Source organism: Mycobacterium sp. GA-1199 (assembly GCF_001500045.1).
Classification (GTDB): Bacteria; Actinomycetota; Actinomycetes; order Mycobacteriales; family Mycobacteriaceae; genus Mycobacterium.
This window is the reverse complement of the sequence record NZ_LQIX01000001.1, coordinates 1-19,017: the sequence shown is the minus strand read 5'-3', so window position 1 is coordinate 19,017 and position 19,017 is coordinate 1. Positions and strand designations below refer to the sequence as shown.

Sequence of the window (19,017 nt, the reverse complement as noted above, 5' to 3'; positions counted from 1 at the left end):
AACGGTAACAGTCGGTGAAACGCTGGACACACTTGACGCTCGTGAGCACGTCCGTATCTGCGAACTGTCGACAAGAGTGATGCTGATAGGAAACGCGAACACCGAGCGCGGTGGCGCAATACACGGCAGCACTGTCTGCGTCAGCTTCTTGGCCGTCTCCGGATCGTCTCTATGGTGCGACGTATCCCGCGGATCACGTCGACGTACGCATCATGCTCGTTCCCCCACAAGTCGATCGGCCGACCATCGCTAGGTAGATGCTGCAACTTGGCGAATCGATAGTCCGCGAGATCGTAACTGCGAGCGAGGACAGGGATCACCGTCGCTTCTGATGTCCTCGCTCGCTCGAATGCCCGCGTCATCTCCACTCCGCGGATGTAATCGGAACTCATGGAGTACGCGCTGACAAGAAAAATGAACAATTCGGCCGAGTTGATCGCCTCGTTGATTTCGCTATCCCAGTCGCTTCCGGGTCCGATTTCTCGGTCAGTCCAAGTGTGTATCAACCCCTGCTGTTCGAGGCTTGACAAGTGAAGCGTCAGCTGCTCACGAAACGGTGCATCTTCGCGGGCATACGAGATAAAGACGCCGACCGGCCGATCGCGCGAAGATCTATCCTGATACGCAGCATCCAACCGGGCCGTCTGATTCTGTATCAGTCGCTCACTGAGACGCTCCGCCGTCGCGACATCGTCAGCTGACTTCAGCATGACGATCTGCTGCTCTAACACCTGTCGTTCCTGCTCGAGCTGAAGCAGTCTAGACGCTGCCTCCGTCGTAGGTGGTCGTGATGCGGCTTGGCCAGCTCCATGCCTCGACTCATGCCGCGCGATTCTCGGCTTGAGCCGCGCGAATTCTTCGAAGAAGGCAACGTAGCTTCGCGAGTCGATGTTGGCGTCCGCATGAAAGCAGAACGAAACGGAATACGCACGGTCTGACGTAGATAGACGTTCGCACACAACGTCCGCCATCGCCGCTGCCGATCCCTCCATCGATATCCCGGCGACACCGGTTCCTAGGGCAGGAAATGAGATGGAAACTAAGTCGAGGACTTCCATCAGATCCATGCAACGCTGCGTCGCACGCTTGACGAATTCCTCGGGACTCTCCGCGGAGATAGCTTCAGGGCCAATTGTGACTACGTGAAAGATATACCTCGCATCGAGCGCGCCCGCGCTGGTGACAACAACATCGCCCAGCTTGCGAGGAACGCTTTTCATGGCGTCGAGCACCATCGCGCTGCCCGCGGCGCGAGCGATTGCCTTCGACACACCACCGCCCATACTGAGCATGAAGTCGTCCGAACTGACGAGGACTTCTGCATTTGAGTCGAGTATGTTGGCGAACTTCAGCGTCAAAGACGACAGCCCGAAGGAATATGTGCGCTCATTGAACATCATGTCGCTCACTCCCCTACCGTTACCGCTCCCCCTGATTGCATCGCATGCATGCTGTCACAATGGTGAGGCCCTCCGCCCTAGACGCGTACAAGTTGAACCGAAGCGGCGGCGAATTTTTCGCCGAGAATCAGCTGCATACGCGTTCCTGATACAGAGGTAGGTAATCGTCTCCGAGACCCGCACAGCGTCTCGACAGGTCGGGTGTTCAACCGCTGTCATCGCTACCCGGCGCCCCAAGAGCTGGTTGCCGCCCAGGTAGTGTTCAATCATCCGATCGGCGGGCAATTCATTGACATCGCTGCAGCAGCTTCGAAAGGACCGCCCTGTCGCCTGCCAGCGTTATGCGACCACTGGTTTGCCATGAGAAGGGACCAGTTCGTCGTCCGTCGCAGGCCGTGTTGAAGGTGACGTCCCGCGCCCTGAGCGCGTGGCGCCGCACCGCGTCGCCATCCTGGATTTGGAACCAACCGGACTCAACCGCGCTCAGGATTTCATCACCGAGATCGCCCTGAGCCGACTGGACGGCAGTCCCATCCTGGACCTCACCGTCCAGTTGCCCGATGGAGTCATACGACCCACTCCAGCCAGCAACGACCCGGTCCCGCTCGAGGTAGCCCTCCGCTCGCTGACGACGCATCTAGCGGATATTGATCCTCTTGTCGGTCACATTTGCTCCGCTTCGACCTGCCTTTCCTGGATCAGGCCGCTAAGTCCGATGCGGATATTGCAGCCAAGTTTATTGCAGTGCATGCAATGACGGCATTGTGGCGTGCGACTGCTGCGCAGCGCTGATCTATGCGAGATCCGTCCGGAACCGTCCGCGGGTACGTATCTATGTCACGCGTGTGCGTCGATGCGGACATCCACTCTTCAAGAGGCGCGCGACTAGGCGTTTGCTGCTAACACGGGGCATGCTCATCGGCACCGAACCGTGCACACCGTTGTCGTTGAACGGTCGAAGTCCCGATGGGAGCTGCATATCGCCGGGGGAACACGCGGTCGCGAACCCTCAGTTGTGCGGTACCCAGGTTTGAAATTGGCTGAACGCGGCCCGTAGGTACGCAGATGCACAGCGGCGGTATCCGAAAGTGGCGACCATGGACACGACTACGCCTCGGTGACCTTCCAGCCGTCGGGTTACTGCAATGGCGCCAGCCCAGATCGCACCAACCCCACGCTGTCAGAGACGGTCTGCCCGAGTTCCCCAGCGCATCCACCCCGCCCCCAGTTCTCCACGGCCACAACAAGTGCCGCCGCCAGCACGGCCCCCGCCACCTCGGCTTTCAACTCGATTCCCGCCACGCCGGCATATCGCGTCCGCACGAAGTCGGTGATCACCGCCGCGAACGACGCTTGCACCACCCGCAGGTGACCGGCCGCCCGCTCACCGATCAGGCTCGCTCGCAGCAGCGCCGCCTGGCGCACCACCTCCAGATCGTGCGGGAAGCTTCCGACACTCGCCATCACCGCATCGAACAGCGATTCCGACGCCGGCCGCCGCGCCAGCGCCTCGGCCAGCCACTCCAGGTGCGTCTCGTAGTCCGCGAACAGCACCGCTTCCTTCGTCGGGAAGTGCCGGAAGAACGTCCGCTCGGTGACGCCGGCCTCCTCGGCCAGCTGCGAAACGGTCACGTTCGCGAACCCGTCCTTCGCGAACCGCGCCAACGCCACCCGCCGCAGCGCCTCTTTGGTCGCCTGACTGCGCTGCTGATGCAGGTTGACCGGTGCTGCCATAGTGCGCCGATCGTATCCCACAAATTTGTCAGTACCGCCACAATCATGTCAGTGCTGACATAACCTGCCCCGCATGAGCGACTTCGACGCGATCGTCGTCGGCGCCGGCCACAACGGGCTGACCGCCGCCGCCATCCTCCAACGCGCCGGCCTGCGCACCCTGTGCCTCGAGGCCAACACTTACGCCGGCGGCATGGCCGCCACCGTCGAACTCATCGAAGGCTTCCGCTACGAGATCGCCGGGTCCGTCCAGTTCCCCACCCCGAGCGAGATCACCAAGGACCTCGGCCTTGACACCCTGCCCACCGTCGACTCCGACGTCATGTCGGTCAACATCGGTGAGGCCGGCGAAGAAGCCATGGTCTTCTACCGCGACCCCATGCAACTGATGACCCACCTCGCCGACAAGCACGGCACCGACGCCGTCACCGGCATGGCCGAACTCATCGCCTGGAGCCAAGGCCCCGCCCGAGCACTCGGCCGCTTCGACGTCCGCAAACCACCCAAAACCATCGACGAGATGTACGCCTGCGCCACAAACGAATCCGAGCGACGTGCCGTCCACGAAACACTGTTCGGCTCCGCAATGGACGTCATCGACCGCTACCTGCCCGACCGCAAGCGCCACGCCGTCATGCGCGGCATGCTCGCCTTCCTCGCCATCAACTCCACCTACCGCGGGCCCTACACCCCCGGCAGCGCGACCTGCCTGGCCTTCGCCCTCGCCGTCCCCGACGAGAGCACCGCAATGATGACCAAACTCGAAGGCGGCATCGGCGCCCTCACCGAGCACCTGCGCGAGATGTTCGAAAGCCGCGGCGGTGAGATCCGCTACCGCACTAAGGTCGAGCAGATCCTCGTCGACAACGGCAAGGTCACCGGTGTCCGCTGCAAGAACGCCGGCACCATCACCGCACCCATCGTCGTGTCCAACCTCTCCCCCGACACCACCCTCACCGAACTCGTTGAGCCCGAGCACCTCTCACCGCAGCTGCTCGAACGACTCCAGGACCGCGACCACCGCGCGTCCTTCGTCCAGATGCACTTTGCCCTCGACGGCCTCCCCGAATTCGCCCCGCCGTACGACCTGCTCAACGAGCCCGGCATGCAGCCGTCCGTCGGCATCTTCGGCTCACCCGAGGAACAACAACGCCAATGGGAAAACGCCTGCCGTGGCATCGTTCCCGACAACCCGTCGCTGGGCGTCCAGATCCCGTCCGTGCACGACCCGAACATGGCCCCACCCGGCAAGCACGCCGCCAGCGCCTACGCCTACGCGTTTCCGGTCGAGACGCCCCGCGACCAGCACGGGCACTTGAAGAACGAGATGGCTCAGCGCGTCATCGACAAGATCACCCGCTACGCGCCGAACTTCAAAGACATCCAAATCCGGCACATCACCTTCACGCCGTACCACATGAACACCATGTTCGGCGCTCCCGCCGGCGACTTCTGCCACGGCCTGCTGCACCCCGACCTCATGGGCCCGAACCGGCCCGGCCCGAAGGGTTTCCGCGATCTACCGATCGGCATCGACGGGCTATACCTCGGCGGCGCCGGCTGTCACGGGGGCCCCGGTATCACCTTCATCCCCGGATATAACGCCGCCTACCAAGTGCTCGACGACCTCAGCTGAAACCTCGCCTCAACCTTCCGAGCGGTCAAACAGCGCGTAGGCGCGGAGAGTAAACCCGCCGAGATGCCACACTGATCCCCGTGGTCCGCACAGGCGCTCGAGCACAGGCTCTGCAAAATCTCATGGCCCGTGCCGGATTCACTGTGGCCACTAGTGCTCCACCTGCTCCTCGGCTCGATGCCCTCGGCTCACAAGCTCGTGAGCGGGTCGCCGGGTTGTTTGAGTCGCTCGGCGGACAGACACCGATGCCGCGATTGCGACCCGGGGCGTGGGACCTGGTGTTCTCGGGCGGGCTGGTGATCGAACTCGACGAGGAGCTGCACTTCAACCGCTACCGGGCTCAAACGCTCCATCGGCGGTGGGCGACGGCCCTTCCATGGCGCGACACGTATCTCGGCCTGTGCAGCGACTTCGAGACGCAATGCCTCGCCGCAGGGAAGTGGGGTAAGCGGTGGACGACTCCGTCCTGCGAGGCGATGTTCGGGCCGCCGAGTCCACCCGGTGTTCTGGACGGGCTTGGCTCACCTCGATGGAAGCAACGCGCGCTCTACGATGCGGTCAAAGACATTGCGGCGCTACAGGCGCAGACTCCCCGGCTCTGCCGGCTCTCGATCTGGGACCGGGTCGGCGAGACGACGATCGGCGACGCACTCGCTGCAGGCGCCATCGACCTTCGCCACTTCGCCGACTTCGTCGCACAGCGGACGATCTAACCGCGCCTCACCCACCGCCGCGATGCGCGGCTTACTCCGCGTCAGACAGACCGGACGAACGGTACCGCTATCGTGCCGGTTTCCTTGCCAGCAGCCACGCTTCGCCGTCGCCTTCGCCCGCGGCGATGACCTCGAGCTGAGCGAACGCCGCAGTCAACTCGCCCGGCTGCACCCGGAAGCGCCCGGCCCCAGCGCCGACCACGCTCAGCGCTGAGATCGCCAGCAGCCCAGCGGGTGCCAATCGATCGACGATGCACCGATCGAGCCGAGAATCACGGAAGCGGTGACACATGACGACGTCGATAGCCGGGCCCGCCGGTAGGCCGTCATCGAGATCGACCACATCGAACTGACACCGCTCCTCCACGCCGGCCTGCGCCGCGAGCTCCCGTGCCTGATCGATGGCTGTCGCCGAGATGTCGAGACCCAGGACATCGAGCCCGCGGCGGGCAAGCCACACGCCGGCGACCCCCTGACCGCATGCCAGATCCAGTGCCCGACCCCGAGTGGGGAACTCGGCCTCGAAGGGAGCGAACACCGCAGGAATCTCGGCTGCGGATACACCCGGCGTCGTACGGTTCCGGTATCGCTCTTCCCAGCGGATGCGATCCTGCTTGCTCACGCACTTCAGCGTACGTTCGCGTTCCGCCCATCCACGCCGAGACCCGCAGCTCGCCAATGCGGCCGCCAGACACAACGATGATCTGGTCGCAGAGAGGTTGGGGCGCAACGAGAACGCAACGCGCCCATCTCTGTTCGCGTGAGGCAACAAGGCCGCTCGTCTGACTCCTCCGCGAACGACACCGGTGTCACGAGAGCGCCGATTCGCCAATCAACACGAAAGATGCTGGAGCGTTGGGCAATTGACGACTTCACCCGCGGTGCGAGTCAGCGGAGGTAGACCTGGCCCTCTTGCGGATATCCGCCGCCGGCCGTGGCGATGTGCACATGGTCGTAGTGGTTGGCCGTGTCTGAGCCACGGTCCGACATGACATTCTTCGAGCCGTTGGGGCGGTATATGGTCTGTCGCCAGATGGCGTGCTCGAGGCCGAAGCGTTCCGCGTTCGCCATGACGTAGGCAAGGACCTTATCTCCGAGTTCGATCCCCGCCGCCGAGCGAGCATTCGGGATCATCACGTCGATCGCCAACCCGTGCGGATGCCATTTCAAAGAATCGGAGCGCACGCCGCCGATGGTGAGGATCTCAGGGAACTCCGCACTGACCGCACGCGCCGCCAAAATCGTGTCGACCTGCAGTCCCGTTTCCGGCGCCCTGCCCTGCGGCAACACGGGTGGGACACTCGGGGCGGGCGGTTGTGCGGCCATCAGGTTCACCGCCGGTGGCGGTAATTGTGGCGCCGCGGCGACGTCGCAGCACGCAACCGGGTCACCAACGTGCGGATAACTGTCTGCGCCGACCACAAACAATGTGGCGGCGATAACCACGCCTGCAACGACCGCCAAGCGCGGACGCCGCCGCGCCTTGGTGGATGAGTGTCTTCCCATCGCCGGCGGACGATACCCACCACCCCTATACGCTGACCAATCGCCCACCAGCACTTCAGCAATCGAATCCTCTGTCCCTGCTGTCACTGAAAGCAGATGTCACAGACATCCGGAAGGTACACCCAGTCGACTCAGAGCAAACTCAAGCGACAGTCTGCTCGTGGTCCAGATCATGTACCGCACGACAATGTGACGCAGCCCGATTTGCCGCCCGGACGACATCGAGAACTGCGTTTCGCCGCCGACTCAGCTGAACGACCGCCCGGCACTGATCAGCGCGTTAGGCTCCGGCGGTGGCCAACTACGTCACCGAGATCGGGCTGCTGATCATCGGGATCTTCCTGCTGTTCCGCGGGCTCCCCGGCGTCCTGCAACTGCTCGGCGCCCTCGGCTGGCAGCGCGCCTCCGGGACCATGCTCGGCTCAGGCGTCGCGGGCTACCAGACCCAGGCCGGCGCCGGACGCATGGGCGCCAACGTGCAGCGCTCTGTTGTCGCCTACCAATACCAAGTCAACGGCCAGACCTTCGTCGGGCAGCGCGCCGCGTTCGGCACACCCCTCGGATTCGGCATGGGCCTGGGCGGTATCGCCTCCGCCCAAGCCTCGCGATACGCACCCGGCCAAACCGTCGACGTCTGGGTTGACCCGAAGAACCCGATGAACTCGGTGCTACGCCGAAGCGCCCCTTCATCGTTGGTGATGACGGCGCTCGGCGTCGCCGTGCTAATCGCCGCTGTCATCTCGTTGATGGGCTGACATGCGCGCCGACGACCGCTTCGCACTCAGCCGCCGACGCCTCCTGCAACTGTCCGGCCTGGCAGCCGCCGCCACCGTCGCACCGCCACCCTTCGCAACAGCGGCTCCGTCTACTCCGAACATCTTGTGCCGCAACGCCTGGGGTGCTCAGCCGCCCCACGCCGGCGGCACACCCCACACCCCCGTCCGCATGACGATCCACCACACCGCGGTGGCCCTCGGTGACAACGCCAACGCGCCGGCACGCCTGCGCCAGCATCAGCACTATCACCAGGACACCCAGGGCTGGATCGACATCGCCTATCACCTCAGCGTCGACCGCAACGGCAACATCTACGAACTGCGAAAGCCCGAACTCGTCGGCGACACCGCCACGAACTACGACCCGACCGGTCACTTCCTGGTCGTCTGCGAGGGCGACTTCGACAAGGAGGAGATCACCGAGGAGCAGCTCCACGGCGCTGCGCTCGCCTTCGCCTGGGGAGCACAGCGATTCGACATCCCGACCGACACGCTCGCCGGGCACCGCGACGCCAGCCACGACACCTCGTGTCCAGGTGCGAACCTCTACGCCCACGTCGTCGACGGTGATCTCACGAACCGCGTCGATGCCCTCCTCGCCGCCGGAACGGTCGACCTCCGCACCATCTGCGGGACCGAGGCGTCCAAAGCAGTCGCAGACATCGAGTCCGGCCTCCGCTGACCGCGCGCCGCTGCGCCGCAGCGACTGCAGGCGGCCCCAATCGAGACTCGGGCGCTGCCGCGCACGCCTGAGCTCTACTGATCCAGGTGGTTCGGCCAACTCGGCGTTACGCCTGTGACGCATGAGGTACGACTGTCATCGACTCCCATGTCAGTGACTTCCAACAAACTAATGATAGGGAAATCCCTGATTCCTCGGCCTGGCTATCTCCGTACCGTTTACCTCAGAGGAAGCCGAAACGGGAGTGTTCGTCGAAGTTTCCGCAATCAAGTACAAGTGAACAAACACATGATGCGCGCCTAAGACCGGCGCCACGATTCGCCGCAGCAACGATCAGCGCGACCGTCTCGCCGTGTCGCGCCGAGCACGAGCACGGCCCACATGACGTCGCACCGCTGCGCGAAGGCGCTTCATCCTGGCACCACGTCTCGTCCGAAGCCGACGCATCCACCGCACGAACCCGTACGACCGAGAAATACCGCCATGAAGAAACCGATGGCCGGCCTCACGCTGGCACTGACTCTGAGCTTCGCCGCCACGGTCGGAACCGCCGCACCGGCATCCGTCGACAACGTGGCCTGGAACAACAACGTCACCTACACCGAAGCCCAGGCAGTGCTGATCGCCGCCAACACGCCTCTGCTAGCCGCGCGCCATTCCGACACTCCCAAAGGACGCCACCATGGTCTACCCCAACCCGTACTACGACCATCAGCAGCCGACCGTACCGTGGCCCGATGGCTATGACGATTCAGACCCCAAGCGCGGCAGGCGAAATCCCGTCGTCGCCGCCTCACTGTCCGGAGGCGTCGCGGTCCTCGTGCTGGCGGTCGGCGTGCTGGTCGGTCTTCAGCTCAGCGGAAACGACCCCACCGACACCGACTCGACGGGCGTGTCCCCGACCGTCGTCGCGAGCGCCCCGAACACGCCGGCACCCGCAGTACCGCAAGAACCCGCCGGACCGCGGCCTACCCACGACCCCACGCGTCTGGACCGGTCGACATACGAATCGCTGACTACGCGTGAGTTCGCGCTCATGGCCAAGGATCCCGACGCGTGGGCCGGCCGAAAGATCGTCGTCTACGGGGTGATAACGCAGTTCGACCCCGCGACGGGCGCGACGTCTTTCCGCGCTGACACGGGCCCCGCGCCGTTGACGGATGTCTACGACTATGACCAGAACACCCTCGTCACCGCTCATGACGCGGACATGGTCGCCAATTTCGTCGAGAAGGACAGGGTGACAATGTATGTCGAGGTGCAGGGGTCAATCACCTACGACACTCAGATCGGCGGGTCGACAACCGTGCCGTCACTGATGGCCAACATCATCGAGAGCACCAGCCGTCCCGCCCCACGGCCGGCACCCCCGACGTACCCGGCCTCACAACCCGATGTCGAAACCGCGAGCGGAAACCAACTGCGCGCGATTGCCGCGAGCGATCGCCCGATGGTGCTAGCAACTCTCGCCAATACCTGGGTGCCGCAACTGAGTTCCAAGCGGCTCGCATCATTCGCCGAAGGACGCACGTGGACACACTCGGCGATCCTGGCCGAGCACCAGCGGCTCCGTCAGGCCTACCCCGGTGCTCGGTTGCTGTGGTCAGGAGACTGGTCGACGTTCTCGGAGTCCAACTTCTGGGTGACGATCGCGGGGGCTACGTTCCCGACCGCCGACGGTGCCTTGGCGTGGTGCAGAAGCAACGAGTTCGACCGCGACCACTGCTTCGCGAAGCTGGTCAGCACCACTCGCCCCGTCGAAGGCAGCACGGACTACAACTAACGCACCAACCTCAGGCGTCCCGCACCGCCAACACCGGCCACCGGTCGGGCACGCCCTTGAGTTGGTGGGCGCCCCTGTCGTCGAACACGATCCGCGATCCGAGCACCAACGGAGGGATCGCTCCGGACACCAACACCTCCCCCGGCCCCGCGAGCCCCATGATCCGGGCCGCGATGTGCACCGCGATGCCGTGCACGTCGCCGTCGGCCATCTCGACCTCACCGGTGTGCAGGCCGGCGCGAATCGTCAACCCGAGATCGTCCAGCGCGTCGCGGATCGCGCACGAACAGTGGATCGCCCGGGCCGGGCCGTCGAACGTGGCCAATGCGCCGTCACCGGTGAACTTCACGACCGAGCCTCGCGCACCGGCGACGTGCCGCTCGACGACCCGATCGTGCGCGGCGAGCGCCGTCGACCACGCCTCACACCCAGCCGCGCCGCGCGTTCGGTCGATCCGACGATGTCGGTGAACAACACCGTCGACAGCACGCGGTTGGTCGGCACGGTGCCGCGGCCACCGGTGAGGAACGACTCGATCTCGTCGACAACGATGTCCGCGTCTCCGGCGAACCACACGTGGTCCTCACCGTCGAACTCCACCAACCGGGCATGCGGAATCCGCTCGGCGACGTACTGCGCATGCCCGTCTCGCACGTGCCGGTCGCCGCGGCGGTGCATCACGAGCGTGGGCGCCTGAATGCTGTCCAACACCGGCCGGACATCGGTCCGCACGAACAGATCGAAGATCTCCGCGAAGTACCCCGGCCCACCCGCGAGCCGTTCACCTCGCGCCATCCAGCGACGCTTCGCCGGGTCCAGTTCCCAACTCGGTGTCAGATGGACGGCGTTGCCTCGCCCCACGCTCTCCTCGCACCACCGGACGTAGTCGGTAAGCGTCGGCTCGGGCATCCCGAACGGCTGGTCGGGCGTGCGGGCGTAGTTCGCGAACGGGCTCCACAGCACCAGCGACTTCACACGATGCGGATGGCTCGCCGCGAGCAGCATGACCGGCAACGCCGACTCGGACATCGCAAAGATCGAGACCCGTTCGGCACCAACGGTATCCAGCACAGCCAGCAGGCCGTCGACCCACGACTGCATCGCCGGCCGATCACAGATCGGCACCGCATCCGAGCTGCCGACCCCGAGCAGGTCGGTCAAGATCAGTCGACTGAACGACGACAGCCTGCGGAAGTGACCGGCGACGGTCGGTTCGTCCCACAGCAGATCTATGGGGAACGTGGCCGTGGGAACCCACAGAAGATCCGGCCCGCCGTCACCGACCACCTGATAGGCGAGGTGAACGTCGCGGTCCCGGGCGTAGACGGTTTCCGGGCTGGCCGCCATTGTCCGAGCATGCCACCGTCCAACGGCCGGCGGACTACTTCCCGCCATGGTCACCGACGCCCGGTCCCCCACCGCCGTCACAGGTTTGTCTCCGCCGAGAGGTGAACCTTTAGCCCTACGGCGACGTAAATTGATTGACAGGCTCATTACCGCCCTACGGGGATCGGAGGACCGCCTTGCTGTACCGGATCGCCCGACTGGCCCTTCGGATGCCACGCACCGTCATCGCGGTCGCGGCGCTGATGACGGTCGCGCTGGGCGTTCTCGGCGTCCCGGTCGCCAACAAGCTGTCGCCCAGCGGGTTCCAAGACCCGCACTCCGACTCGTCTCGAGCCACCCAGCTGCTGACCGACAAGTTCCATCAGGGTGACGTGCAGCTCCTCATCACCGTTACTTCACCCGACGGCGTCGACAGCCCGACCGCCAGGGCGGCCGGCGTCGACATCGTCGACAACTTGACACGCTCCCCGCACGTCGCGGATGCCACCTCGCCGTGGACCGTCCCACCCCCGGCCGCCGCCGATCTCATCAGCAAGGACCGCACCTCGGGTCTGATCGTCGCGGGCATCATCGGCGACGAGGCCACCCAACAGCGGCACGCCGAAGAGCTCACGAAGGACCTCGACCGCGACGGCGTCACGGTCCGCGCTGGCGGCGTCGCGATGGTCAACTTGCAGCTCACCGCCCAATCCCAACGCGACCTGGTGACGATGGAATCGCTGGCGATCCCGCTGAGCTTCCTCGTTCTGGTGTGGGTGTTCGGCGGCCTGCTGGCCGCGGCGCTGCCGGTCGCCGTCGGCATCATGGCGATATTCGGCGCGCTCGCCGTCCTGCGCATCATTTCCATGGGCACCGACGTGTCCATCTTCGCGCTCAACCTCACCAGCGCGATGGGCCTCGCCCTGGCGATCGACTACACGCTGCTGATGATCAGCCGCTACCGCGACGAGCTGTCCGAGGGCGCCTCGTTCGACGTCGCGCTCATCCGCATGATGACCACCGCCGGCCGCACCGTCGTGTTCTCCGCGACAACCGTCGCGCTGTCGATGGCCGTTCTCGTGTTGTTCCCCATGCACTTCCTCAAGTCGTTCGCCTACGCCGGTGTGGCCACGGTGGCGTTCTGTGCGGCCGCCGCCCTCGTGGTCACGCCCGCCGCGCTGGTGTTGCTCGGCCCTCGCATCGACGCGCTCGACGTCCGCCGCCTGGCCCGCCGCCTCCTCGGCCGACCGGAGCCCGAGCCGCAACCGGTCGAGCGCCGATTCTGGTACCGGTGCGCCACTTTCGTCATGCGCCGGGCCGTTCCGCTCGGGTTGGCCGGCGTCATATTCCTCATCGTGCTCGGCTTGCCGTTCTTCGGTGTGCGGCCGGGCCTGCCCGACGATCGCGTCCTTCCCAGGAGCGCCTCCGCACACCAGGTCGGCGACCAGTTGCGCGAGGACTTCGCCACCAACACCGACACCGCCGTGACCATCGTGTTGCCCGACGCGGAGGGCATCACCCCCGACGAGTTCAGCGCCTACGCCGCGGCGCTGTCCGAGGTGCTCGACGTCTCGGCCGTGTCCGCGCCCACGGGCACATTCATTGGCGGGCGGCTCGCCGGCCCACCCTCGGCGCCCACCGGCGAGGCCGAAGGCAGCGCCTTCCTGACCGTCGACAGCACCGCCTCGCTGTTCTCCGACGCCTCCGAAACCCAACTCGATCGCCTCGACGCGGTACCGGCGCCCGACGGCCGCGATTCCCTGCTGACCGGCACCGCCGCCTCCAACAGCGACAGCGTCGATGCCATCACCGCCAGGCTGCCGCTTGTCCTGAGCCTCATCGCCGTCATCATGCTGGCGCTGCTCTTCCTGTTGACCGGCAGCGTTGTCGTCCCACTGAAAGCGCTTGTGCTGAACATCCTTTCGCTCACGGCCGCGTTCGGTGCGATGGTGTGGATCTTCCAGGACGGCCACCTCGGCGCGCTCGGCACCACGCCGAGCGGCACGCTGGTGGCCAATGTCCCGGTGCTGCTCTTCTGCATCGCCTTCGGCCTGTCGATGGACTACGAGGTCTTCCTCGTCTCACGGATCCGCGAGTACTGGCTGCGCTCGGGCATGACGCGAGCCGACAATGACGAAAGCGTCGCGCTCGGCATCGCCCACACCGGACGAGTCATCACGGCGGCCGCGCTAATCATGTCGATCTCGTTCGCCGCACTGATCGCCGCCAATGTGTCGGTGCTCAAACTGTTCGGTCTCGGGCTGGCGCTGGCCGTGCTGGTCGACGCAACTCTGGTGCGCATGGTGCTGGTACCCGCCTTAATGCACCTCATGGGCGGATGGAATTGGTGGGCACCCGATCGGCTGGCCGGGCTGCATCGCCGCATGGGCTTCAGCGAAAAACCGGAAGCCCGGCCCGAACCCGCGACGCTGTTGAACCCACAACCCTCCGCATCCGTGCCTAGAGAGTGAGCACCATGAGCGTCATCGCAGGGGTGCACGGCGCGCTGCCCTCGCACCGTTACAGCCAGCAAGAGATCACCGACCGGTTCGTCCAGGTCCCGACCTTCGCCAGTTTCGAAGCCATCGTGCGCGAACTGCATGCGAGCGCCAAGGTCAACAGCCGGCACCTCATCATGCCGATGGACGACTACCTGGCGCTCGGCGATTTCGGCGAAACCAACGACGTGTGGCTCGAACATGCCATGAAACTCGGGTGCGAGGCGCTGTCGGGCGCACTCGACGACGCGGGATTGCAACCCGAAGACGTGGATCTGATCATGACAGCGACGGCAACGGGAGTGGCCGTTCCGTCGCTGGACGCACGCATCGCAGGACTTCTCGGCCTGCGGCCCGACGTGCGGAGGATCCCGATCTTCGGTTTGGGTTGCGTGGCCGGCGCAGCCGGGGTGTCACGCCTGCATGACTACCTGATCGGGCACCCCGACGGTGTCGCCGCGCTGGTGTCGGTCGACCTGGCCTCGCTGATGTTTCCCGCAGCGCCGCCGACCATGCCGACCCTCGTCGGCAGCGCCCTGTTCGCCGACGGCGCGGCCGCGGTCGTCTCTGTGGGTTCGGCTCGGGCGGAAGCGATTGGGGCCCTCGGCCCGGATGTGGTCGCGACACGCAGCCGGCTCTACCCCGACTCGCTGGACACGATGGGCTGGGACGTCCGCGCTGAAGGCTTCCAGCTCGTGCTCTCGGCCGGGCTACCTGACCTGATCGAGCGTTACTTCGCCGACGACGTCACCGGGTTCCTCGCCGACCATGACCTGACCGTCGACGGCATCGGCTCGTGGCTCTCACACCCCGGCGGACCGCGGGTGCTCGAGTCGATGGCGGCCGCGCTGGACCTCGATGACGACGCGCTCGAACTGTCGTGGCGATCGCTCGCCGAGATCGGGAACGTGTCATCGTCGTCAGTTCTGCACATCTTGCGTGATGCGCGCGCCAAGCCGCCGCCCGCCGGCACCCAGGGGCTCATGATGGCGATGGGTCCCGGCTTCTGCGCGGAGCTGTTGCTGTTGCGCTGGCACTGACGATGGTCTGGTACGCGCTGCTGATAGCCGCGGTGGCCACCGAGCGGATCGCCGAACTCGTGGTGTCGCAGCGCAATTTGGCGTGGAGCCGAGAGCACGGCGGCGTCGAGTTCGGCGCCGCTCACTATCCGCTGATGGTGGCCCTGCACACCGGTCTGCTGGTCGGCTGTGTGGTGGAGGCGCCGTTCCGCCCGTTCATCCCCGCATTGGGGTGGCCGATGTTGGCGCTCGTGATCGCCGCCCAGGCGCTGCGATGGTGGTGCATCGCCACGCTCGGCAGGCAGTGGAACACCCGCGTCGTCGTCATCCCCGACGCCGCCAGAGTCACCCGAGGACCGTATCGGGTTGTCGCGCATCCGAATTACGTTGCGGTCGCCATCGAGGGGTTGGCGCTACCGCTGGTGCACACCGCGTGGCTCACTGCGACGGTGTTCACGCTGCTCAACGCGGCGCTCCTGCGGACGCGAATCCGGGTCGAGAACGCGGCGCTGGGCGCCCTTCGATGATCGACCTGCTGGTGGTGGGCGGCGGGCCGGCGGGTCTGGCCACCGCCATCTACGGCGTTCGCGCCGGGCTCGAGGTGGTGCTCGTCGAGCGGCGGGCCCCACCCGTCGACAAGGCGTGCGGTGAGGGGCTGATGCCACATACGTTGGGTCAGCTGCATGGACTCGGTGTCGACCCGGCGGGGCGCGCGTTCACGGGGATCACTTACAGCGACGGACGACACAGTGTCACTGGGCCCTTCCGGAACGGGCCAGGGCGCGGAGTCCGCCGGACGGTGTTGCACGAGGCGCTGTGGGAGGCGGCGTCGAAGGCCGGGGTTCGCGTGGAGAGCGGAGCCGTCGGGATGGTTGAGCAGGATGCGGAATCGGTGCGCGGTAACGGCTTTCGCGCACGTTACCTCGCGGCCGCGGACGGTTTGCACTCTCCGATCCGCACCTCGCTCGGGCTGACCGTACCTGCGTCCGGGCCGCGTCGATGGGGCATCCGTCGGCATTACGCGGTGGCCCCGTGGAGCGACTGTGTCGAGGTGTATTGGTCCGACGACGGCGAGGCCTACGTCACCCCGGTGGCCGACGACTGCGTCGGCGTCGCGATCCTCACCGCGCGAAGAAACGGGTTCGACCACCATCTCGCGTCGTTTTCCGCCCTGCGAGACCGCGTCGCGGAACGCGGTCACGCACCCGAGCTGGCGGCCGGACCGCTGCGACAACAGGTGCGGCGGCGGGTCGCGGGGCGGGTGCTCCTGGTCGGTGACGCTGCCGGCTACGTCGACGCGCTGACCGGCGAAGGGCTGGGCATCGCGTTCGGCGCCGCCGCATTACTGGTGGACTGCATCGCCCACGACCGCCCCGCCGACTACGAGCGGCGGTGGCAACGCATGTCGCGCCGCTACCGGATGCTCACCGCCGGACTGGTGCGTGCCACCGCCTTTCCGTCGGTTCGCTCGCGGTTGGTGCCAGCAGCGGCGTCGGCGCCCAGTGTGTTCACCCGCGCAGTCAACCTGCTCGCAGAATAATCACCAGTCCGCAGCTGATTCACAGCGAACCGCCACCGCTGAGGTGAGTAGGGGGCGGTTCGGCGGGGTACGCGCCCTAACGGACGGTCGCTCACCGCACGTCGCTAGCGGTGTTCGACCGGACCTTCAACGAGGAGGGAACCGGCGGCCCGCCGTCGGTTGTCGGAAGAGGTACCTATGCCCGAAGTCGCGCAGCACCACGACGGATATCCCAAGTACCGCCGAATGGTCCGCTTCGATTGGTCGGAGACGCCGATCCACTGGGTTCCCGGCGACCCGTTCTCCACTCACATGATGAACGTCCTGCATCTGCTTTTGCCCGAGGGTGAACGGCATTTCATCAAGGCCGTCCTCGAGGCGTCGTCTCTGGTCGACGATCCCGAACTCGAGGCCTCGATCAAACCGTTCATCCAACAGGAGTCCTGGCACGCCTGGGCGCACCAGGTCGTGCTGGACCACCTGGCCGAGCAGGGCATCGACACCAAGCCCTACACCGACCGGCTCGGCAAGAGCTTGTCGATGACCTTGGGCGACCCGCCGAAGTTCTTCCCGCCACCGCTTAAACGGTGGTGGCTCTATCGCCGGTTGGCCGACGTCGCGGCGCTGGAACATTTCACCGCCGTGCTAGGACAATGGGTGCTGCAGAACCGCGGGCTGGACTATGCCCGCACCGATCCCGTCATGCTCGACCTGCTCCGGTGGCACGGCGCCGAGGAGGTCGAGCACCGTTCGCTGGTCTTCGACGTGTACCAGCACGTCTGCGGCAACTACTTCATCCGGGCGTTCTCGATGCTGATGACCGCCCCGCTTTTCGTCGGCTGGTGGATCGCCGGGGCGCGCTACCTCATGGCCAACGACCCGACCATCGACCAGAAGTGGCGGTTCCGGGACTGGCTTCGCGCCGCCCGCGAATACAAGCTGCCGGGTCCGTGGAACTTCCTCGTGACGGTGCCGCTGCGATACATGCGGCCCAGCCACCACCCGAGCCATGAGGCCAACACCCAGATGGCCATCGATTACCTGGAGTACTCGCCGGCAGCGCGGGCCGCGCGCGAACGCGCCGGATCCCCGAGCCGACGAAAGGATGCGGCGAAGGAAGGAGTCGGAGCGCGATGAAGGTGATCGTCGATCTGGACACCTGTGACGGCAACGGCGTGTGTATGAGCATCTGCCATGAAGTGTTCGACGTGCGCGAGGACGGTCTGCATGTGCTTCAAGACGCGCCCCGCGAGGAGCTCCGCCAGCAGTTGAAGGGTGCCGAGGTCTCCTGCCCCACCCGGGCGATCCTGGTGAAGGACTGACCATGGCGGCGGGACTGCGAGACGTGGTTGTCGTCGGCGCCGGAGTCGCCGGTGTACGAGCGGCGGAGACGCTGCGGCAGAAGGGCTTTGACGGTGCGCTGACGATCGTCGGCGACGAGCGTCAACCCCCCTACCACCGGCCCCCGCTGTCGAAGAAGCTGTTGTCCGGCGAGATCCATCGGGCCGGAATCGACATGGCGCCGCAATTCGACCTGGACGCGAGAGTGTTCCGGGGCGCATCGGCGGTCGGGCTGGACGACGAGTCGTGCACAGTTCGCGTGCAGGACGAGGGTAAAGAGCTGTCGCTGCGCTACGACGGGCTGGTGATCGCCAGCGGCGCGGTCCCCCGCGAGTGGCCGGGCGGTCCGGTTCCCGACGGCGTGATGATGCTGCGCACGGTCGACGACTGCCTCGCCATCCGGGAACGGCTCGCCTCGCGCCCCCGTGTCGCGGTGGTCGGCGGCGGCTTCATCGGGGTCGAGGTGGCGGCAACCTGCAGGGCGCTCGGGCTGAACGTGACGCTGATTCAACGGAGTTCGAACCCGCTGCTGTCCGCACTCGGCGGAGACCTGGCGCCGCACTGGGCCGAGCTGCACCGGCGCCACGGTGTCGACCTGCGGCTCGGAGTCGGCGTCGAGAAATTCGTGGGCAGGCGCAAGGTGAAGGCCCTTCGGTTGACCGACGGTTCCCGGGTCAAGGCCGACCTCGTCGTGATCGGGCTGGGCGTCACGCCCGCGACCGACTGGCTCGAGGGCTCCGGAGTGCGCATCGACGACGGCGTGCTCTGCGACGCCACCGGCAGAGTCGAGGGAGCCCGCGGCGTCGTGGCGGCCGGTGACGTGGCGCGGTGGTGGCATCCGCGCTACGAACGCCATCTGCGGATCGAGCACTGGGACGTCGCCAACCGCCAGGGCGAGGCGGCGGCGCAGACGCTGTTGGCCGGTCCGCAGGACGCCGAGAGCTATGACGAAATTCCCTACTTCTGGTCTGACCAGTACGACGTGAAACTTCAGATGCTGGGTCTGCCAACCGATCACGATGCGGTCGACATCATCGAGGGCGACCTCGACCAGTGGGAGTTCGTCGCGGCGTACGGGCGCGGC

19 protein-coding genes are annotated in these 19,017 nt (G+C 65.9%); 13 read left to right on the top strand and 6 right to left on the bottom strand.

Annotated elements, in window-relative coordinates:
* Positions 1-140: 140 nt before the first annotated feature.
* The gene (locus AU198_RS00095) at positions 141-1,400 is read right to left on the bottom strand and encodes a macro domain-containing protein (RefSeq protein ID WP_231744547.1); all 1,260 of its coding nucleotides are present in this window, start codon (positions 1,398-1,400) and stop codon (positions 141-143) included.
* A 1,137-nt stretch (positions 1,401-2,537) separates the two neighbouring features.
* Positions 2,538-3,134: a TetR/AcrR family transcriptional regulator gene (locus AU198_RS00085; protein WP_064345462.1), complete on the bottom strand. Its 597-nt coding sequence runs from the start codon at positions 3,132-3,134 to the stop codon at positions 2,538-2,540.
* Between the two features lie 73 nt (positions 3,135-3,207).
* Here AU198_RS00085 and AU198_RS00080 point away from each other — a divergent pair, with 73 nt between their 5' ends.
* Both AU198_RS00080 and AU198_RS00075 read left to right on the top strand, forming a co-directional pair.
* Complete coding sequence (locus AU198_RS00080; RefSeq protein ID WP_064345461.1) at positions 3,208-4,770, top strand: phytoene desaturase family protein; 1,563 nt, start codon at positions 3,208-3,210, stop codon at positions 4,768-4,770.
* 122 nt (positions 4,771-4,892) lie between these two features.
* Positions 4,893-5,483, top strand: coding sequence for a DUF7255 family protein (locus tag AU198_RS00075; RefSeq protein ID WP_502689256.1), 591 nt, complete (start codon positions 4,893-4,895; stop codon positions 5,481-5,483).
* Between the two features lie 67 nt (positions 5,484-5,550).
* Here AU198_RS00075 and AU198_RS00070 read toward each other — a convergent pair whose 3' ends face one another.
* Both AU198_RS00070 and AU198_RS26360 read right to left on the bottom strand, forming a co-directional pair.
* Positions 5,551-6,105, bottom strand: coding sequence for a class I SAM-dependent methyltransferase (locus tag AU198_RS00070; RefSeq protein ID WP_064345459.1), 555 nt, complete (start codon positions 6,103-6,105; stop codon positions 5,551-5,553).
* A gap of 266 nt (positions 6,106-6,371) precedes the next feature.
* On the bottom strand, positions 6,372-6,773 hold the full coding sequence (locus tag AU198_RS26360) for a VldE C-terminal domain-containing protein (protein WP_353612072.1): 402 nt from the start codon (positions 6,771-6,773) through the stop codon (positions 6,372-6,374).
* Between the two features lie 509 nt (positions 6,774-7,282).
* On the opposite strand from AU198_RS26360, the gene AU198_RS00060 reads away from it, so the two are divergent.
* The 4 genes from AU198_RS00060 (at position 7,283) to AU198_RS00045 (ending at position 10,230) form a co-directional block, all read left to right on the top strand.
* Positions 7,283-7,744 (top strand): DUF3592 domain-containing protein, encoded by a 462-nt coding sequence (locus tag AU198_RS00060; protein WP_064345458.1) that lies wholly within the window; start codon positions 7,283-7,285, stop codon positions 7,742-7,744.
* Position 7,745: 1 nt separating this feature from the next.
* Entirely contained in the window at positions 7,746-8,447 is a 702-nt protein-coding gene (locus tag AU198_RS00055; protein WP_197415977.1) for a peptidoglycan recognition protein family protein, read from the top strand.
* Between the two features lie 483 nt (positions 8,448-8,930).
* Positions 8,931-9,194 (top strand): hypothetical protein, encoded by a 264-nt coding sequence (locus AU198_RS26355; protein ID WP_197415976.1) that lies wholly within the window; start codon positions 8,931-8,933, stop codon positions 9,192-9,194.
* Positions 9,130-10,230: a hypothetical protein gene (locus AU198_RS00045; protein ID WP_064345456.1), complete on the top strand. Its 1,101-nt coding sequence runs from the start codon at positions 9,130-9,132 to the stop codon at positions 10,228-10,230. The genes AU198_RS26355 and AU198_RS00045 overlap by 65 nt, the downstream gene beginning before the upstream one ends.
* A gap of 10 nt (positions 10,231-10,240) precedes the next feature.
* On the opposite strand, the gene AU198_RS26510 is transcribed toward AU198_RS00045, so the two are convergent.
* Complete coding sequence (locus AU198_RS26510) at positions 10,241-10,579, bottom strand: adenylate/guanylate cyclase domain-containing protein (RefSeq protein ID WP_231744521.1); 339 nt, start codon at positions 10,577-10,579, stop codon at positions 10,241-10,243.
* Positions 10,576-11,577 (bottom strand): alpha/beta fold hydrolase, encoded by a 1,002-nt coding sequence (locus AU198_RS00040; protein WP_231744520.1) that lies wholly within the window; start codon positions 11,575-11,577, stop codon positions 10,576-10,578. The genes AU198_RS26510 and AU198_RS00040 overlap by 4 nt, the downstream gene beginning before the upstream one ends.
* A gap of 176 nt (positions 11,578-11,753) precedes the next feature.
* Between AU198_RS00040 and AU198_RS00035 the strand changes: the two genes are divergently transcribed.
* The 7 genes from AU198_RS00035 to AU198_RS00005 form a co-directional block, all read left to right on the top strand.
* Positions 11,754-14,027: an MMPL family transporter gene (locus AU198_RS00035; protein ID WP_082690793.1), complete on the top strand. Its 2,274-nt coding sequence runs from the start codon at positions 11,754-11,756 to the stop codon at positions 14,025-14,027.
* A 5-nt stretch (positions 14,028-14,032) separates the two neighbouring features.
* Positions 14,033-15,094, top strand: a complete 1,062-nt coding sequence (locus AU198_RS00030; RefSeq protein WP_064345953.1) for a type III polyketide synthase — start codon at positions 14,033-14,035, stop codon at positions 15,092-15,094.
* A 2-nt stretch (positions 15,095-15,096) separates the two neighbouring features.
* The gene (locus AU198_RS00025) at positions 15,097-15,600 is read left to right on the top strand and encodes an isoprenylcysteine carboxyl methyltransferase family protein (protein ID WP_064345454.1); all 504 of its coding nucleotides are present in this window, start codon (positions 15,097-15,099) and stop codon (positions 15,598-15,600) included.
* Positions 15,597-16,613: an NAD(P)/FAD-dependent oxidoreductase gene (locus AU198_RS00020; protein ID WP_064345453.1), complete on the top strand. Its 1,017-nt coding sequence runs from the start codon at positions 15,597-15,599 to the stop codon at positions 16,611-16,613. Before AU198_RS00025 ends, AU198_RS00020 begins: the two co-directional genes overlap by 4 nt.
* Positions 16,614-16,790: 177 nt before the next feature.
* Positions 16,791-17,729, top strand: a complete 939-nt coding sequence (locus tag AU198_RS00015) for a metal-dependent hydrolase (protein WP_064345452.1) — start codon at positions 16,791-16,793, stop codon at positions 17,727-17,729.
* Positions 17,726-17,914, top strand: coding sequence for a ferredoxin (locus tag AU198_RS00010; RefSeq protein WP_064345451.1), 189 nt, complete (start codon positions 17,726-17,728; stop codon positions 17,912-17,914). Before AU198_RS00015 ends, AU198_RS00010 begins: the two co-directional genes overlap by 4 nt.
* 2 nt (positions 17,915-17,916) lie before the next feature.
* The coding region (locus AU198_RS00005) for an NAD(P)/FAD-dependent oxidoreductase (RefSeq protein ID WP_064345450.1) at positions 17,917-19,017 on the top strand (1,101 nt) is incomplete at its 3' end.